Annotated in this window: 8 protein-coding genes; all 8 read left to right on the forward strand. The window is 63.4% G+C overall.

Annotated elements, in window-relative coordinates:
• Positions 1-282 precede the first annotated feature (282 nt).
• From dpdE to dpdD, 8 genes are read left to right on the forward strand one after another with little or no spacing between them, the layout of a single operon-like run.
• Positions 283-3594: a protein DpdE gene (gene dpdE / locus H4687_RS29710; protein WP_050399585.1), complete on the forward strand. Its 3312-nt coding sequence runs from the start codon at positions 283-285 to the stop codon at positions 3592-3594.
• A complete protein-coding gene (gene dpdF, locus H4687_RS29715) occupies positions 3584-6223 on the forward strand; it encodes a protein DpdF (protein ID WP_046914109.1) in 2640 nt (879 codons plus the stop codon). The genes dpdE and dpdF overlap by 11 nt, the downstream gene beginning before the upstream one ends.
• The gene (dpdG, locus tag H4687_RS29720; protein ID WP_046914110.1) at positions 6223-7131 is read left to right on the forward strand and encodes a protein DpdG; all 909 of its coding nucleotides are present in this window, start codon (positions 6223-6225) and stop codon (positions 7129-7131) included. The genes dpdF and dpdG overlap by 1 nt, the downstream gene beginning before the upstream one ends.
• Entirely contained in the window at positions 7124-10261 is a 3138-nt protein-coding gene (gene dpdH, locus H4687_RS29725; protein WP_063778514.1) for a protein DpdH, read from the forward strand. The genes dpdG and dpdH overlap by 8 nt, the downstream gene beginning before the upstream one ends.
• The gene (locus H4687_RS29730) at positions 10258-10944 is read left to right on the forward strand and encodes a hypothetical protein (RefSeq protein ID WP_159026107.1); all 687 of its coding nucleotides are present in this window, start codon (positions 10258-10260) and stop codon (positions 10942-10944) included. The genes dpdH and H4687_RS29730 overlap by 4 nt, the downstream gene beginning before the upstream one ends.
• On the forward strand, positions 10941-15443 hold the full coding sequence (dpdJ, locus tag H4687_RS29735) for a protein DpdJ (protein ID WP_046914111.1): 4503 nt from the start codon (positions 10941-10943) through the stop codon (positions 15441-15443). Before H4687_RS29730 ends, dpdJ begins: the two co-directional genes overlap by 4 nt.
• Positions 15440-15961 (forward strand): phospholipase D-like domain-containing protein DpdK, encoded by a 522-nt coding sequence (dpdK, locus tag H4687_RS29740; protein ID WP_233443719.1) that lies wholly within the window; start codon positions 15440-15442, stop codon positions 15959-15961. The genes dpdJ and dpdK overlap by 4 nt, the downstream gene beginning before the upstream one ends.
• Positions 15958-18006 (forward strand): protein DpdD, encoded by a 2049-nt coding sequence (gene dpdD, locus H4687_RS29745; protein WP_046914125.1) that lies wholly within the window; start codon positions 15958-15960, stop codon positions 18004-18006. Before dpdK ends, dpdD begins: the two co-directional genes overlap by 4 nt.
• Positions 18007-18022: the final 16 nt, after the last annotated feature.

Here is an 18022-nt window from a genome sequence, read left to right on the forward strand (position 1 = left end):
CGTTGACGTGCACACTTCATGCTTGGTGCATGCAACCTCAGCGCAAGGCTCCGTTTCGGACGTATTTTGTGGCGCGTTGCACCTCGCGATGCCGACCTGAATGACCATTTACTGACGATTTGCGTTACTTGTCGCGTCGACCTTGCGTCACCGGCAGCGCAATTGCACCCCCCTTTCGAATGTGTATACGAATTTTCGCATTACTCCGTCAACCGCGTTGTCAGTGGCTGCCCCTAAGCTCATGTCAGTCGTTAAACCAGCAGGTGGGGGGCGAGTAGAAAGATGCCTTCGGGCTTCGCAGTCGGGCACCTTGTCGAGTTCAAAGGGGCGCCTGGAATCGGCCGTGTAGGAGCGGTCAACGGTGACACTCTCCGCATCGACTTCTTCGAGTCTGTCGCCGAGCCGGAAGTCGAGTCACGCACGGTGCCAGCAACTGCATGCCGGCACGCCGTACTCCAGCGGGAGACTCGCGTCTTCTGGCGCAATCCGAACACGGGCGCCTGGCTGGCCGGACGCGTCCAAATGGCTCAACGCCCCATGTACTTCGTACACTTCCCCAATACAGAAGCCGATCTTCCAGTGCCGGAGGCCGAGCTTCGCGTCCGGTGGGACAAGCCCGTGCGCGACCCTCTCCAGGTGCTGGTCTCCGGTGGCAATGAGTCCGGTTACTTCCACAACACGCGGCTCCCCCTGCTTCACAACCTCGTCGGTCAACGCGCAGCCAGCGCGAGCACTCCCGCCCTACTGTCGTCCGCGGTGGAGATCTACCCCCACCAGATCCATGCCGCACTGACCGTGTTGTCCGACCCTGTTCAGCGGTACCTTCTCGCCGATGAGGTCGGACTTGGCAAGACCATCCAAGCTGGCTACGTCATCCGGCAGACCTTGATCGACAACCCGCGCGCCCGGGTGACCGTACTTACTCCCGAGGTCTTGCGGCGCCAGTGGCGAAGCGAAATGTGCGAGAAGTTCTTCATCGACGACTTCGTAGACGCCCGCGTACGGTTCACATCCCACGAGACGCCGGAAAAGTGGGCCCAATACCACGACAGTGAACTCGTCGTGGTAGACGAGGCCCACGACTTGGTTCATGACGTGGACAACGACGACCCGAGATACCGCGAACTGTGCGCGCTGGCCCACACCGCGCCCAAGCTCCTACTCCTGTCCGCCACTCCAGTCACGGCAGGCCCGACAGCCCATCTCGCGCTTCTGCATCTGCTCGACCCTGCCCTGTACGGCTGGGAGAACCGGGACGCGTTCGAGCGCCGTCACGCACTGCGCGAGATACTCGCGGACCGCGTCTCCGGGCTCGATGACAAGCTGCCTCCTCTCCTGCCATCCACGATCGACCGCATCAGGGACGTCATCCCCGAGGACCCGCTCTTCGAGGCCTTGGCACCCCAAGTACTCGATCTCCTCGACGAATACGACGAACTCGCCGACGACGCGGACGCTCCCGAACTCGCCCTGCGCGTGGAAGCGCTCCGCGCTCACATCAGCGAGACATATCGACTGGACCGCCGGGTAATTCGGCATCGCCGAGCTCGCATTCTTCGCGACGACGAAGAATCCGACCTGCTCCCCTACGTAGTCCGCGGTCGGGTTCGCCCCCAAGTCCTCGGCGAGGGATCGCTGCACTCCTTGGCCTCGGAGACCCTCCGCACCTGGCGGCGGTACACGTGGGATCACCTCCTCGATGAGAGCCTCGATGACCGGCAGACCGAGTACGGTCTCCTCCTCGGCATCCTCACCTCGCGACTCGGTGGCCCTTCAACGGACTTCCTTGACGCGATGCGGTGGCGTGTACGCCGAGACACACAGGCGGCAACTCGCGCTGGCCTCACGGATCAGGAGCGTGAACTGCTTGTAGGCGCGCCTCAGTTCGCGCACGAGGTCGCGCTCGTGGAGCGGCTCGAAGCAATGCTTGACCAGGGTGGTCTGAAGGACGAGATGGACGAACTCGTTCACGCGCTGCTGCCTCTGATCTCGAAGGCCGCCAGAACCGTGATCTTCGCGGGACCCGGCTCACTCGCGTCGGAGCTCACGGCAGAATTGAGCCGTCGCCTTCCCGGCACCTCTATCGCCGAGCACACTCGGCGTGCCGGCTCTGAGGCATCGAACCAGGCCGTAGACGCGTGGCGGGCGCAACGTAGGAAGAACACTCGGGCCACGAGGAGCACGGAGAATCCGCCCCGCATTCTCGTCGTGGACGACTCAGCCGACGACGGTCTGAACCTGCAGAGCGCGGACACGGCAGTGCACTTGCGCCTTCCCTGGTCGCCGAATCGTCTTGAGCAGCGTCTCGGCCGCATCGACCGATACCCCGACTTCGAGGCGACCGGACACGATCCTGCCGACCAGTTTGTCCTTGCCGACACCGAGGAGTTCAACGGCGCCTGGCTGACCCTGCTGCAGGACGGCTATCAAATTTTCACCGAGTCTGTGTCCACCTTGCAGGACCCCATCGCAGTGAACCTCTCTGGTGTGTGGTCCAAAGCACTCGTGCAGGGACCAGAAGGGCTGGCGAACTCCACACAGGAGATCTCGGCCCAACTCGGAGCTGCTCGGGCCGCCATCGCGAAATTCGACAGGCTCGAATCCGTCCACGAGTCCTCTGCTTACGAGACGGATATCGCCGCTACCCTCGGTAAGTTCGAGCAACCGTGGCGCAAGACGCAAGACGCTCTCCTGATGTATGCGGGCGACGAAGCCTCCGGCATCAAGCTGCGCCACTGGACCCGCATCGAACGCGGCTGCGAGCGCCACAAGTTCAACCTCGCTTCGCAGCCCCTGGTCTCGCCACACCTCTACCAGGCGTTGAAAGCCAAGGTGCCCTCTGAAGCCGCCGAAGCAGCGTTCATGAGGGCCGCTGCGCTCCGCGCCCCAGGCACGCGCTTGTACCGCATCGGCAATCCTCTGGTCGACATGCTGGCGTCGGTGATCTACACCGACGACCGCGGTCAGGCCACTGCCTTCTGGCGACTTGATCCACTCCACCGGGGAGAACTGGAGCCGTACTTCGGCTTCGACCTCGTGGTGGAAGCCGACATCACAAGCGCCCTGGCGCTGGTCGGCAACGAGCAGAAGGCACGCCCCGCGCTGCAGCGGCAGGCAGATCGGATCCTCCCACCCTTCACGCTCAAGGTGTGGGTTCCCGCAGGCAGCACGAAAGCGGTCACCGACGAACAGACGCTCAGGTGGCTTGAAAAGCCGTACGACAACAGCAAGGACCACAACTACAACTCCAAGCTGATCCGTGAACTGATCGATCTCTTTGGTGGCTGGAACTACTACGAGAAAGCAGCAAGGTCGGCCAACGGAGTCGCCCTTGATGAACTTGAGCGAGTGACGGACCTTGCAGCCCACTGCGCCCGCGCGCAGCAGTCGGCTCGTCGTCGTCTCGCCGTGGCCAAGGCCCAAGCCCAGTCTCGTCAGGCGGCCGGACACCTCCTGGGAGACACCGAGAGCTACCTGTTGGACGTGTCCGTCGCGGATGCCCTCGTCGAAGGGCTGACGCGGCCGAACGTGAGGCTCGTCGCGGCCACGTGCATCGTAAAGAGCGGCTACAGGAGAGTCCGGCATGACTCGTGACGCACGCAACGCCTTCCTCCGGCAAGGTGACCTGAACGTCGACAGTTGGACAGGAGCCCGCGAACTGCTTCGTGCCTGGCCTTCGGTCCCGCCGCTGAACGACGACAGCCGGGGCACACTACGGCGGCTCCGCGACGCCCTCGCCGGCCTGGAGAGCGGAACATCCGGATGGAGGGATGTGGCGGCCCTCCTGCGCCAGGTCCTGCTTGAAGCGCAGGCACGCGGAAACAACACAGGCCTCGTCGTGCCCAGCCACCCTCTGCTTCCCTCTCACGAGCAGTGGTCCGAGATCCACTGCGATGCGATGCCGAACGAACGCGGCTTGTACATCACCGCAAAGCCGTGGCATCCGCATGTGCCTGAGAGCGACGCTGCAGCGGTGGCTCGGGTGGATCTTCGACAGGTACATCTTGGGCGAGACGCAGAGCACCGCCGCCACCTTGAGCCCTACCCTGGCGATCCATTCTGGAGGGAAGCCCTCGGCCCCGCTCGCGACCGGTACTTGTCGATCGGGCAGCGGCAGGCCGCGCGCGCGGTTGCGCTCGCGCAGCCGGGCAGTACCGTGATCATTTGCTTGCCCACGGGCCATGGGAAGACCGATGTCATCCAGGCCCCGGCCATCCTGGCGAGCCGGAGCGCCGGCGTCTCCGTCGTCGTTGTTCCCACCGTCGTTCTTGCCCTCGACATGGAACGCCGTACCCGGCCGCTGATGGAAGCGCAGGGATGCCCAAGCCCCACAGGACGCTATGCATACGTCGGTGGCTTGCCCGAAGACGTCAAGCGGCAGCTCCGTGACGATATCCGCACCGGCCAGCAGCGCCTGGTATTCGCTTCGCCCGAGGCACTCGTCAGGGGACTGCGCAAGCCACTCGAAGAAGCCGCGGAAGCCGGTCTGCTCAAGTACTTCGTTATCGACGAAGCTCATCTCGTCGAGCAGTGGGGCAACGGCTTCCGACCCGAGTTCCAGACGATGTCCAGCCACCGCCGCACCTGGCTTAGCAAGGCTCCCGACGGCCTGGCCCCTGTCACTGTGGCCATGAGTGCCACCCTCACTACTCAACAGGTCGGTACGCTCGAGGAGCTCTTCGCCGGACCAGACGAAGCTCAGGTTGTCTGGGCTTCACAACTCCGCCACGAGCCTACCTACTACATCAGCGCATCCGAAACGCTTCAAAGTCGACAGGATTCGGTCCTTGAGGCCGTGTCGCTCCTGCCTAAACCCCTGGCCTTGTACGTCTCCACAGTGAGAGACGCAAAGGAATGGGGGGAGCGCCTCCGGGCCTCTGGGTTTTTCCGCGTAACTCAAGTGACCGGTGACTCAAGTGACCAGGACCGCCGCGATGCCGTTGAGGGCTGGGGAGGAAAATCAACCGAAGACGACAGCAGATTCTCTACCCGCTTTGACGTTGTCGTAGGCACTTCAGCTTTCGGTCTGGGCGTAGACCTGTCGGACGTGCGAACTGTGCTTCACGCATGCCTGCCCGAGACAGTCGACCGGTACTACCAAGAGATCGGCCGTGGTGGGCGAGACGGAAACCCGTCTGTCGCCTACATGGTGACGGCACCCGGGGACCGAGACATTGCCGAGGTTCTCGGCAGCGAACCAGTCATCACCTCTGAAAAGGCGCTGAAGCGTTGGGACGCCATGTTCCGGCGTGAACAGCAACTCGGCGGCAGCCGTTATCGTCTTGATCTGGATTCCCGCCCCAGCCACGTCAGTGAGGACTCCGAAACCAACAGGTCCTGGAACGTTCGCGTCCTCAACCTTATGGTTCGCGCCAAGCTGATCGAACTCCACGTACCTCAACCGCCCCAACGCGAAGAGGGAGAGCTCGAATCCGTATGGGCAGAGCGTGTAGACGAGTTCAGGAAAAATGTGGGGACACGGGCTGAAGTCACCATCAAAGACCCTCAAGTCAACACTGCGGAGCGATTCATATCTCGCTTCGAGGCGGAGCGGCAGAAGCTTCTGGATCACCAGAAGAAATCCCTCACGGGTCTGGAAGAGGCACTCGGTGGAAGTCAGTGCATCGGTGACGTACTCGGAGAGTACTACCGCCTGCGACGAGGCCGAACTTCCCTGCCTACCCGTGTCACCTGCCGTGGTTGCCCGAACTGTAGGGCGACCGGGCGCCCAGACAAGTCCGGCTTCTACAGGCTCGCCGGGGAGCCTCGTCCGTGGTTGCGCTTCCCGGTACCTCCTCCCAACGATCCACTGGCCCGCTACCGTGACGGTCTGGCCTGCTTGAGCTTGTGGTGGGAGGGCGAGCAGGAGCAACGTCTCCATGTACCCCGCCTCCTGGAGCGACTGGTGCGCCGCGGGATCGCCGTCGTAGGCGGCCCTGGTGTTACGACACGGTGCCGGGATGTACTCCGTAAGGCAGCCCGTACATACCCTGTTGTGTTCGATGAGGATGCCGAGTTGCTGAAGTCATGGGCTGGCCCTGTGGTGTGGATCCTGGACGACTCGCCCTCACTGGACTATGACACCGCAGCACGGTTCAGTTCAGAGGACATCACGTACCTCCTTCACCCACGCCACACTCGACACCCGGATCGGACCAACGATCCGCTGATCGATATCCACCGCGCCAAGCTTCCGGTCTTCCGCGCCTTGGAGGAAATCTGATGACGCTCCTAAATCCCCGCGGCGCAGCCTTGCCCACTCAAGCATGGGCAGTCGTGCGGTTGCTCGCCTATTTGGAGAAGGCAGTATCATTGGAGGAGGCACGTTCTCTGCTGTCCCCGCCGTCAATTCGCGGTGAGAAGACGAAGGACAAGCCGCCCTTCGACAAGGCAATCAGCACTCTCGACGAGTTGGGCCTGATTCGGATCGAGGGCGAAGATCAGCAACTCTCTCTGGCTGGTGCCGCTACGACACTTGACGGGCAGGACGTATCCGCGTTCAACTCCGTACTCCGCCAGGCGGTTCTCGATCAGGCCAAGAACACTTCGCTCGGCGATTCTGCCGACCAGACCGGACCTCGCGACCTTACCCGCGCACTGGCCTGGCTGCTCTCGCTGGATCCGACAGATCCGATGGACTGGTACAGGGTGCAGAACGACCAGCGAGAAGCGTTGCGGCCGGAGGCAGGTCCCGTATTCTCCAACGAAACTCGGTGGAACCACTTCAACTACTGGGCCCCCGCTTTGGGGTTGGCCGCACCCCCGCTCTTCCAAGTCGAAGGAAGCGCAAACAGACTTGTACCCGATTGCACGACTGCGGTCCGACAAACGGCGGCCGAACTGCAGGAGACCGAGGTGAGGATGAACGCTGTAGAAGTGCTGCGAATCCTTCGTGAGAGGCTTCCCGTGCTGCCGGGCGGCGCACACTCACGGGCTGTGGGACTCCGTTCTCCAGGTGACACTACGGCCGGCGCGGCTCTCTCCTTCGCGCTGCTGCGTGGCGAAGACGAGAAGTGGTTGCGCCTTGAGCACGACGATGACGCACAGCACGTGCTCCAGGTTCACGACCCGGACAGGTCATCTGCGCGACCGGTCAGTGCCATCACCATCCTGGAGGCCATCAATGGCTGACTTCCGCGGCATGCTCTGCTGGGACCCGCCGACCGCATCTGCAACGATCAACACCGAGGCCATCAGCCCCCACCGGTCCGTCTTCCTCGCCACGCATGCACCTTTGCGCATCAAGCGTGCCTTGGTCTCAGAGGACAAGCAGGTGCAGCCGATCGGCGATCTGATCAATGAACGGTCTGTAGTCAACGACTTCCTCACCAAGAAGTCCGACTCAGGCGCCCTCCTCATGCTGGTCCTGGGAGACTCAGGATCCGGTAAGTCCCATCTAATCCGATGGGCGCGCGAGAATATCCCAACGTTCGTTCCAGATTCGGACACCCACGAGGTCATCTACCTCGAACGCTCCATGACCAGCCTCAAGGCCGTGGTCAAGGCTCTCATCGCCAAGGCGGACAGCAGTGAACTAGCGCAACTCAAGGAAGATGTCGACAGGTTCACTGCCGACATCGATCAAGAGTCGCTCGGCCGTCGCATCCTCAATGAATTGAGTGAGCTTCTATCCGCGACAGTGCCGAAGGATATCCCGGGACCAGGACGGGTACTTGCCGGCCCAGGGAGGCTGGCAGCGATGCTGCACGACCCGTTCATTCGACAGCACATGTTGTCGGAAGGAAAATTTGTTCCGCGGCTTGCGGCTCAGCTCCTCAGGGATCGCCGCAGTGGGCAGGACGAGCGTCCTGAGACCTTCACTTTTGAAGACTTGCCTCTGGATGTCGACTACGACAACGCCGCTTCAGATATGGTCGCTCGCCTGCTTAACCAGATCGCCACGCGAGACGACCTCCAGGCCACCGCCGTGGACCTACTCAACAAGCACTTGGAATCTGCGGTTAAGAATGCGGCCAACCTCGGCGCGGGGCGTCTCTTGGACGCGATGATGCAAGTCCGCGAGGAGTATCAGCGACGCGGAAAGGAAATCATCCTCCTCATCGAGGACTTTGCTCTCATTCAGGGAGTCCAGCAAGATCTCTTGGACGCTGTGATCGAGGCAGCAAATCGGGACGGAAGCACGTCGCTCGCCCCCATCCGCACGCTCATGGCTGTCACGCCGGGCTACCTGGAACAGATTCCGGAGACGGCGCTCACCCGAATCCGGGCTACCGCTGGGTACGTCTACAACCTGGATGTCCCCTTCAGTGCGACCGACACCGGAAGCCAGGAAATCTCTTCGTTCGTCGGACGCTATCTCAACGCGGCTCGCGTAGGCCGGGACGCGCTGGAGCGCGCTCGCGACGGCGAAACACCCAACGCGTGTGAAGGTTGTCCTCTCCAGGAACGATGCCACGACGCCTTCGGTGTCACGCCAGAAGGGTACGGCCTGTATCCCTTCAACTCGTCTGCTCTCGTCAGAACCGTCCACTCAACCGCAGACCCGAAGAAGCCATGGTCTTTCGTTCCTCGAACCGTTCTCGGCAGTGTCGTACGACCGTTGCTGATCGATCACGCCGAATCCATCCGGCGAGGTGAATTCCCAGACTCTGAATTTCGACGCCGGTTCTCGAGGGCTGACATCGATAAAGTGTTGAGCCGAGAGGCGCATGCCTTCATTGACGAGAACGATCGCGTCGACCCTGAGCGACGAAAATCCCTTCTTTTGTTTTGGGGAGACGCTCCCGCGGACGCCAATGCGATCGATGGCACGATCCTGGAAGCATTCTCTCTGCCTCCCTTGGACGGCCAATCGCGGCGGATCCCGACAGGGGCACGTCCACCTTCGACGCAGAGGCATCTCGACGAATCCCTCGATAGGGAAACCGAGCCGGCTTCCGGCACGGACAACATTCCTCGATCTCTCAAGAAGAAGCTGGAAACGGTCAATGTTTGGCTTACCGACGAAGAAGTCCTAGACAATTCCACCGCACTTAACGTCCGCACTATCATCGCGACGGCCGTGCTGCAGCGATACCGCTGGGAATCACCGCTGATGCACGAGCAAGGCAAGCGAGTGATGGTAGGAGTAGGAGGGGCTTGGCCCAATAACGCAACAGTGGTTTCAGTAGCTGGGGCGGACGAGCGCCTGGCCGGCGCTGCTGACGCGCCCATCCGCTTCGGACGCACAGCCAAGGACAGCTACTTCTTCGAAAGCCTGCTGTGCGCCGAGTCGGGCAAGGGACAGGTCAGAAGCCAGGACATACGGCGTCTCGCAACCTACGCCGACCAGTACGCGCCAGCCCTCACGTCACGCGTTCAACGTCACCTGGAGATCTCCGACGAGCAGTTGGTACTTGGCCTACGTGCTTCTCTACTCGGCGCGATGCTCGCCGGCCAGGCGTACCCGGGGATGGAAGCCGCCGCGCTACTCACCGCTGTCCTGGACGAAGGTCAGGGATGGGAGCGGGCGGACGTTGCGTTGAGGACAAAGCAGTGGAACGACATCTTGAAGCGTCACCTGTATGCGCGTCCTGTTCTCGTTGAGCGGCTCAGGGAAGCCGTAGGTGTCGCGCAGGGTGTGACCGGGGCCGTGCGGATGATTGACGCTGCCCGCATGTTGCCGCTACTCAAGCGGACGACATCTCAGTGGGAATGGACGCTCGACAGGACACAGGTCCCATCGTGGGTGCAGAAGGCGGTCACCGGCTTCTCCGCACTGTCTGTCCTGGTGGACGAGCAACTGAACCTGCTTGAGAACCAGTTGGCGGAGATCCGGCAGCGGCACCCTCGCGGCACCAACAGCGTACACACGCTCACCGCGATCGAGGGCGCCCTCACCACGGCCCAGGAGGTCGGCGGGCTGATGCCACTCGGAACGGACCAAACACTCCGCTTCGAGTCGCTCCTTGAGCGGGGCAAGCAGGTCGAATGGACCGCGGTGTCCGAACTGGAAGACGACCTCGCCCGAGCATCGGATGAAAACCGGACTGACCGAGCTCGACAGGCCGCTCGCATTGCTGCTGCAGCGCAGGACCGTGGAACAGCCATCCAGGACATCCATTTCTTGCTCTCCGAGAGCGAATCGTGGCTGGAAGCTGCACTCAGGAGGGCTGACGCGCGAACGGGCAGCAGTGCAGTCGACAGCGTCTCTCTCGCTATGCAGACCGTGCTCAGTGAATGGAATGAGGTAGCACGATTGGCCTCTGATGCATCGAGGTCAGCCGAAGTCTCCGCCACGCTGGAAGGAGACGCCGAGTGACACAGAGACCTGTGTATGAGATGGCGCTGCAACTGCAGGATCGAGCCCGGCAGTTGGCTGAGGGCGAGGCGGGCGCGAAGGAGGCAGCCCGGGTTTCGTCGCGTATCAACGAACTGAGTGCACGCCTGGCGGATCTCCGGAAGGAAGTCACAGTGGCACTCGCCTTGAAGAACCAGGGCGCAGCAACGGGCCCCGGCCTCTTGGCGGCCAGCGACGGGCTTGAGGCGTTCGCGCGGAGGGCTCAGAACGGGTGGCCTGGCGATCAGGCTTTCAACACGGCCAGGCGGAAGGTCCAGGCGGCAGCCGACGCCATCCGAGAAGAGAACCTCGCAGCATGGACCGAGTGGTCGGGTCGCCAGTTGGCTTCGCTTCATCTGGCACGGATTCCGATGCTGCCTCCGCAGGAGCAAGTATTGGCTCGATCGCGACGTACTGATCTTGAACGTACCGCGTCAGCCAAGGCCGTTACCGCCGGGGACATCACCCTATTCGTGACCAAATGCGAAGCACTCGCAGAATCACTGCGTGATGCGAAGGAGCCGCCAGCGGAACTCCTCGCGCTTCTTGAACGACTCGACCGTCGCCCGGCTCCAACTCTATTCGACATCACGGACCAGGAAATTGCCCTCTTGCGTGAATTCGCAATGGATGGCCAAGTCGCACTGACAAGGAAGGGCGCGTGACACAGCTTATCAACCAAGGGTTCGCCAATGCGCTTCTCAACCGGCTGGAAGACCGCGAACTCCCCCTGCTCTCCTGGGGAGTGACGGAGAGCGCCCTCTCTGAAGCTGAGGTTTTGGAGACCATCGACGAACTCCTTGTCACCCGACAGGACGCACCGGCCGGGGCCTCGACCGACGAGGTGCTAGAGGAGTGCCTCGATCGCGCCCTGCTGTTCGAAGTGCCCGTCCCCGTTGTCTCGCCTCCGCGGTACCGCACCCGGCTGGCCGAGACCCTGAGGCTGACTACCGGGCTACGACAACTCTTTGCGCGAGGCGGATGGGCCAGCCAACCCGACCGGGGCTGGTGGCGGCAGCAGAAGCGTCTGGTCGCCGACTACCGACTCCACGTCGCGCCGCGCCGCTACCCGCGCCGTGACATACCCGCAGAGGATGCCCTGGCGGAGCTGGCCCGCCTTGACCAGTGGCGTGACCTGCAGCAGCACGTCGCGGCAGCCCACGTGCGGGACTACAAGCTGGCTCGCTTCCAGTTGGACGCCACGCGCACCGTGTTCAAGGCGCTCGGTGGTCCGCGATCAACGGGAATCATTGTCGGCGCGGGTACCGGTAGCGGTAAGACCCTCGCGTTCTATCTGCCGGCATTCGCGGCGATGGCGGAGCACGCCCGTCCTGGTACAACGTCCCGGGTACACACCCTTGCCCTCTATCCCCGCCTGGAGCTCCTACGAGATCAACTCCGGGAAGCAATTCGTGGGGCCGACGGCATCGAGGGAGCCCTGCGTGCGCAGGGACGTCGTGCTCTGCGTATCGGCGCGCTCTATGGCAACACCCCTTGGAACGCGCGGGACCTGAAATTGGAACCGGGTGGCAGGGTGGCCGGAGCGTGGGCGCGAACCTCTGAGGGGGCCATTTGCCCGTACCTCCCGTGCCCAAATCCCGAATGTGGGACCGGTGACTTGGTGTGGTCCGACAGCGATCGGCTCCAGGGGCGCGAGCAGTTGACCTGTGTGAAGTGCGGCCACACCATCAAGGATGGGCGCCTCGCACTCACGCGCGAGTCGCTCAAGGCCAACGAGCCAGATCTACTCTTCACCACCACCGAAACCCTCAACCGCGCCAGTGCTGACAGCTACCTCGAGCGCCTGCTCGGGTGGCGCGGAGGCAACCCTGGCCCCGCCCTCGTCCTCCTTGACGAGGTTCACACGTACACCGGCGTACACGGGGCACAGGTCGCCCTCCTTCTCCGTCGTTGGCGTGAAGCGGTTGGCCGGCCCGTCACATTCGTCGGTCTGAGCGCCACGCTGCGAGACGCCAGACACTTCTTCGCCCAACTGATCGGGCTGCATCCGGGCGACGTCGAGCCGATCGAACCGGCTGAGGACGCCATGGAGACCGAAGGCCGCGAATACGCGCTCGCACTACGTGGCGACCCCGTCGCCGGCGCCAGCCTGCTGTCCACATCGATCCAGACCGCGATGCTCTTCGGACGCACGCTGGACCAAGAAAGTGACCGCTTCCTTTATGGCTCAACGGGTTTTCTGTTCACCGACGACCTCGACGTAACCAACCGTTTCTACGACGATCTCCGTGATGCGGAGGGAGGTCAGTACCGGTCCGGCGGTCGCAGTGGCTGGAAGCCTGTGCTCGCTGGCCTTCGCTCCCCAGATCGGGACGAGCACGATGCCCGCTACCGGGATGGTCAGTCCTGGGACATGGTCGAGAAGATCGGGCACGATCTCGATCCTGGCCTTCGCCTCCACCACCTACGGATCGGCCGGACCTCGTCACAGGATGTGGGCGTCGACCACAACGCGGATCTCACGGTGGCCACGGCCTCTCTTGAAGTCGGCTTCAACGATCCTCGGGTCGGGTTGGTCCTGCAGCACAAAGCACCCCGCGACGCCGCCGCCTTCATCCAGCGCCGCGGTCGCGCCGGGCGTCAGCGCGGAACCCGTCCGATCACCGTGGTCACACTTTCGGACTATGGTCGAGACCGTCTTGCCTACCAGGCGTACGAGACGCTGTTCGCCCCGGAGGTACCGGCCCGAACGTTGCCCATCGGCAACCGGTTTGTGCTGAAAATTCAAGGCACTCAGGCCCTCCTGGACTGGACTGGCCGCAAGCTCCGCAGCAGACGTCAGTGGGCGGACCCGCGCAAGCTGCTCAAGGCGCCCCGCGGCGGCGTCGTGCGCCAGGAGGATCAGGCGGCAAGCGAGATGCTCGCCGAGTTGCTCCAGGCGCTCCTGGACAATTCCGGTCTCCAGGATGAACTCGCCAACCATCTGGTGCGGGCTCTCCGTATCAGCGCCGACGAGGCTCAAGCATTGCTCTGGGAGCAGCCCCGCTCGCTCCTCCTGGCCGTAGTGCCGACAGCCCTCCGCCGGCTGCGCAGCCAGTGGCGGCCGCTGCGCGACGACTCGGGGGCCCGGGACGGCGCGATGCTTCCCGAGTTCGTCACCCAGTCGTTGTTCGCACCATTGAACCTGCCAGAGGTGGACCTACTGCTGCCCTTCTCTGAGGGGGACAGCATCGAGCAACTTCCCATCGCTCGGGCTCTGCGCGAAGCGGTACCGGGGCGAGTCAGCCGCCGCTACGGACACCGCCGTGACGAGCACCGCACCTGGCTTCCGATGCCTCCCGACGACACGGATGTGCTGCCGCTCACTGACATCGTCCGGAGTGGCGATCCTGAAGGAATGTGGTTTCCCCACGGGCACGGCCCTTCAGGATTTCAGGTGTTCCGCCCGCAGCAGCTCATCCTCGATCAACCCCCTCAGGAGATCGACACCCGGTCGCAGGGCATCCCTCGCTGGGGCACGCAGATCGTTGTTCCAGAGGATGCGTCCCTGAGCTCGGCGGACGTTCCAGAGCCTTCGTTGTGGTCGCGGCGCATCGCCTCGGTCAACTTTGCAACCCACGCCGCTGGCAACCCCATCGAGGTTCGGCGCATGACGATGGGGGCAGACTGCGAGATCGCTCGTAAGCGCGGGGACAGTGAGAAGCGAACTGTCCGATACGAAGTGCAGGGTCAACCGGCTGCCCTCGGCTTCCGGCTTGAGGTTGACGCCTTCCGCGTCAGGCTCATGCCGCTGGATCTCACCGAGCCCGCCGTACGGGACTATCTGGATTCTCCACAATGGCGCTCTCTCGCGTTCTCCCACGCCGTCGCCGAGGATCCGACGCTTGCCGAGATCACCAACAAGTTCCAGCGCGAGTGGCTGACTCAGGTGTATCTGACTGCATTCGCCCTGGCCGGCCTGGACGGCACGCGCACCGGTGAGCAGGTGAGGGCCTCACTCGCCGACGGATCGTGGAGCCAAAACCTCGCTGAAATCTTCAAGGTTCTCTACCGGGACAACAGTGAGTCCGAGCAGCCTGTAGACGGGGACCGCCTGGTGGCCGCACTCCTGGAGTTGTCCCACGACAGCCGCGTTATCTCAGCACTCGACGGAGCAGCGGAACTCCTGGTCGCGCCCGACGTCGCCGCGCACACCGAAGAGCTGGCGCAACGCGCATATCGCGACACCCTGGCCGCTGCGATATCCACGGCGGCTCAGCGGGCCTGTCGCGATGCGCAGGACGGCGACCTAATCGTCGACGTGCTGCCCGGAGACGGCCTGGGCGACCCGGCCACCGTGTGGTTGAGCGAGACGTCCATCGGAGGATTGGGGGTCATCGAGCGTCTTGTGCAGTACTACAGCGAAGACCCGCGCCGGTTCTGGGGACTCGTAGCCAGTGCACTTGCCCCCAGCGACTACGAGTATGTCGATGCGACGCTGACCCGTCTCCTTCGACACCTCATTCAGGAGCCCGGCGGTGAGGCCGCGCAGATGATGAATGCTCTGCGCAGCGCAGAGGACTCCACGGCGGCGGGCACCGCCCTCCGAGGGCTTCGGGCGGCCTGGGAGCGTCTGGATGGCCCTCCTCGGCGTACTGCAGTGTCTGCCATGTCGACTCGACTCCTCCGCCCCGGTTCCAGCCCCGACACAGACGCGGTAGCGCTGGGACTTGTCGATGCATGGAGCGAGTTGGAACAGCGCCTCGGCATCGAAATGGACGCACGCGTCCTGGCTTACGCCGCCGGCGCCGGACGCCTCACGGTGAGCAGCTCGCGGGAAGTGACCGCGGACCAGGCGTTCAGTCTGCTCTGGCCGCGCGGGCGACAGGCCAGAACCCAAGATCTCCAGCACTACCAGCCCTATGTCGGGCCCCCTGTGCTGGACCGGCTCCTCGTACAGGCTGCACACGACGACAACATCGCGCAGATCGACGTCACAGGCACCGACTGGACGCTGGCCTACCAGACGGCAATGTCGGAAGGTGCTGCTGTACAGCTTGTATGTCCAGCCAGGGAAAGCACGGCAATGGCGCAGGCCCTCGTACGCGTGCCGGCGCTGCCCATCGACCGGGACTTCCTGAAGGTGTTCGGCGAAGTTCGCGGGTTCGGGCGCCACAGAGATCAACTGCAAGTGCGAGTGGAACTACGGGAGGCAGCACAGTGAGCGTCCTGGAACGCACCGTCCGCATCGGAGCGCGCACTGGTCTTCGTGTCGATTCGATGCTGTCGGCTGCCTTGATCGCTGAGGCGGTGAACCCGAGCAGTGAACTCTGGTTGGTCTCACCGTGGATTACCGACGTCCAAGTACTGGACAACAGCCACGGCGCCTACGACTCGTTCTTCGGAGATGTTCCGCCACTGGGCTGGCGGCTTTCGGAGGCCCTGACCCGTATCGCGAGCCCTGAGGCACGTGTACACGTGGTCACGCGCCCTGCCCCGCATAATGCGGCCTTTCTGCAGCATCTGGAATCGGCCCCGGAACGGGACTACATCCGCATCGTGCAGAGTCCAGATGTCCATGAGAAGACGCTCTGCGGGGAGGACTGGATTCTGACCGGGTCGATGAATTACACGATCCGGGGCATGGCGGTGAACGACGAATCAGTCACGTACAAGGTCGGCGGCCCGGACGCGGGCCAGGCGCGGCTGGACCTCAGGCAGCGGTGGGGGGTTGGCGCGTGAATCAGAGCCAACAGCGCACGCGGGAGCAGACCGAGGAGTTCTTGCAACGATTCTTCGGAACAGGAAACCGTGTCTGGCCGAACCTCGATCCTGCCTACCAGCACGCTGGCCGCACCCTTCCGTTCGTGGAAGCCTTCCGCCGTGGGGACGACGCTCCTATCGTGCTGCCTCGTACCTACCCCGACCGGGACTGGTTCGTGATGTACGTCATCGCGAGAGATACTGCGGACACAGCGAAGACGGCCGACTTGATCCGTTCCTTCGCGGGCCCGACGTATATCGCGTTCGACCCGCTACGGGGACTCCGCCCGGCTCCACTCGCCCCTGATGATCCGGTCGAGAAGGCGATCCTGGACTTCTTCGGTCCTCGCGTCACGTTTCGACTCGACACCGGCAAGACACGCCAGCACCGCACGAACCTCGCTGAGGCGCTGCAACTCATGCAGCGGACCGTCGCAAGCCGGCCCCCCAGATTGTGGCGACTCGCCAAGCCAATGGGACGGCTCCTGGCCGAGTTCGATGCCTCCCTGTCGGCCGGCGGAGACTCCGCTTCGCTCGATGCGCTTGAGCAGTTGGCCGCAGGTGGCGGCATCACGGCAACCAACCTGGCTAACCTGCATATCAAGAGGCTGGACCGGTTGGGGCGGAGCGCGGATGTCCTGGCCTTCCCCGGACTGCTGGACATCGTTCGCCAGAACCCTCCGGCGCCAGTACGGGAAGCGATCCTCAATGCCGTCTATTCAGTGGCGCTGGAGCGGCCGCTCACGGAAAACGACCTCACCGCTGCAAAGAGCAAGCTGGTCGAATCAGGGAGGGTTGTCCCTGATCTGATCCCCAGCGACGCCAGTGCGTACGGGCCGCAGGCAATGACCGTACTGCTGCTGGCGGTTGGAATCCGTCAGGACTTCACTACCCTGCAACGCCTCGCGACATCAGTCGAGGCAAGCGGTCGGGTGGATGAGATCCCGTCTCTCGTATGGGACCACGTCACGGAGTTGCTGCCGACGGTCCAGCCGACAGAAGTCACAACCGCTCCGGTTCCCGAGCCACAAGAAATCCTGGCTGAACGTACAGCAGAGGCATCGGCGGGGCGCCATGAGCCAGTTACGTCCTGGAGCAGTCTGCTGAGTTCGATTGCCGCAGGCCACGCTGACGGCAAGGCGGCGTTGGAGGACCGTACATGGATGGTCTGGCAGAGCCCGGCCACCGACGATGCGGCGCTTGCCGAGTTCCTGGATGGCTTGCAGGATCACGAGGCGGACAGGGTATGGAGCGCAGTCGGAGCCTTCATCGATGCCGTGGGATACGACGCGCCAGCGGGTCAGACGGCTCACGCGTTCATCCGGAACGCGCTGACCTTCGACCGATTCGGTCCAGGCGATCTTGCTGTCCTGCAGGCGCTGACGGAGATTGCCCTCCGGGCAGCCCCGGCGGAGACGGAGTACAGGGAACTCCTTGAGGAGATCGGATCGGAGCGGAGCCGGTGGGTCGCTGCTGAACGGGCTGCGGTCGCGCTCGACTTCGTCGATCGCCTGTTCCTTGCCGGGTGCCCCAGTAGCGAGGCTCGCAGTAACCTGGCGTACGCACTCCTGGAACCGCTCTGGCTGCATCAACAGCGCCTCAACGAGGCGGACTTGTCTTTTGCCCAGCGCCTTTCGCAAGAACTCGGCATCGACTTCGAGTGGGAGCCTCCCTCCGGGGAAGGCAGTGAGGGCGATTCGTCGTCTGAAATCCCGCCCCTGACACTGCTGCTGTACTCCCTGGATGAAGCAGTACTCGCCCGCTGTCGGGAAGAGGTTGAGCGACTCGCGCCGGCCGTGAAGGTAACGACGGCCTCCGACCGTGTCGGCACGCCGCAACTGCGCCAGAAGGCCCGCACGGCTGACGCGATTGTTCTGGCCACGCGCTGCGCGAAGCATGCGGCGACTGGCTTCATCGATCAGCACGCGGTAACCCAGCACATTGGGTACGCGAACGGCAGCGGCTCGGCCTCTCTTCTGCGTGCGGCGGTCGACGAGCTTCGCGCAGCAGCAGCGGAGTCCTGACAGCAAGGTGGCCGCC

This window comes from Streptomyces stelliscabiei (genome assembly GCF_014873495.1).
Classification (GTDB): Bacteria; Actinomycetota; Actinomycetes; order Streptomycetales; family Streptomycetaceae; genus Streptomyces; species Streptomyces bottropensis.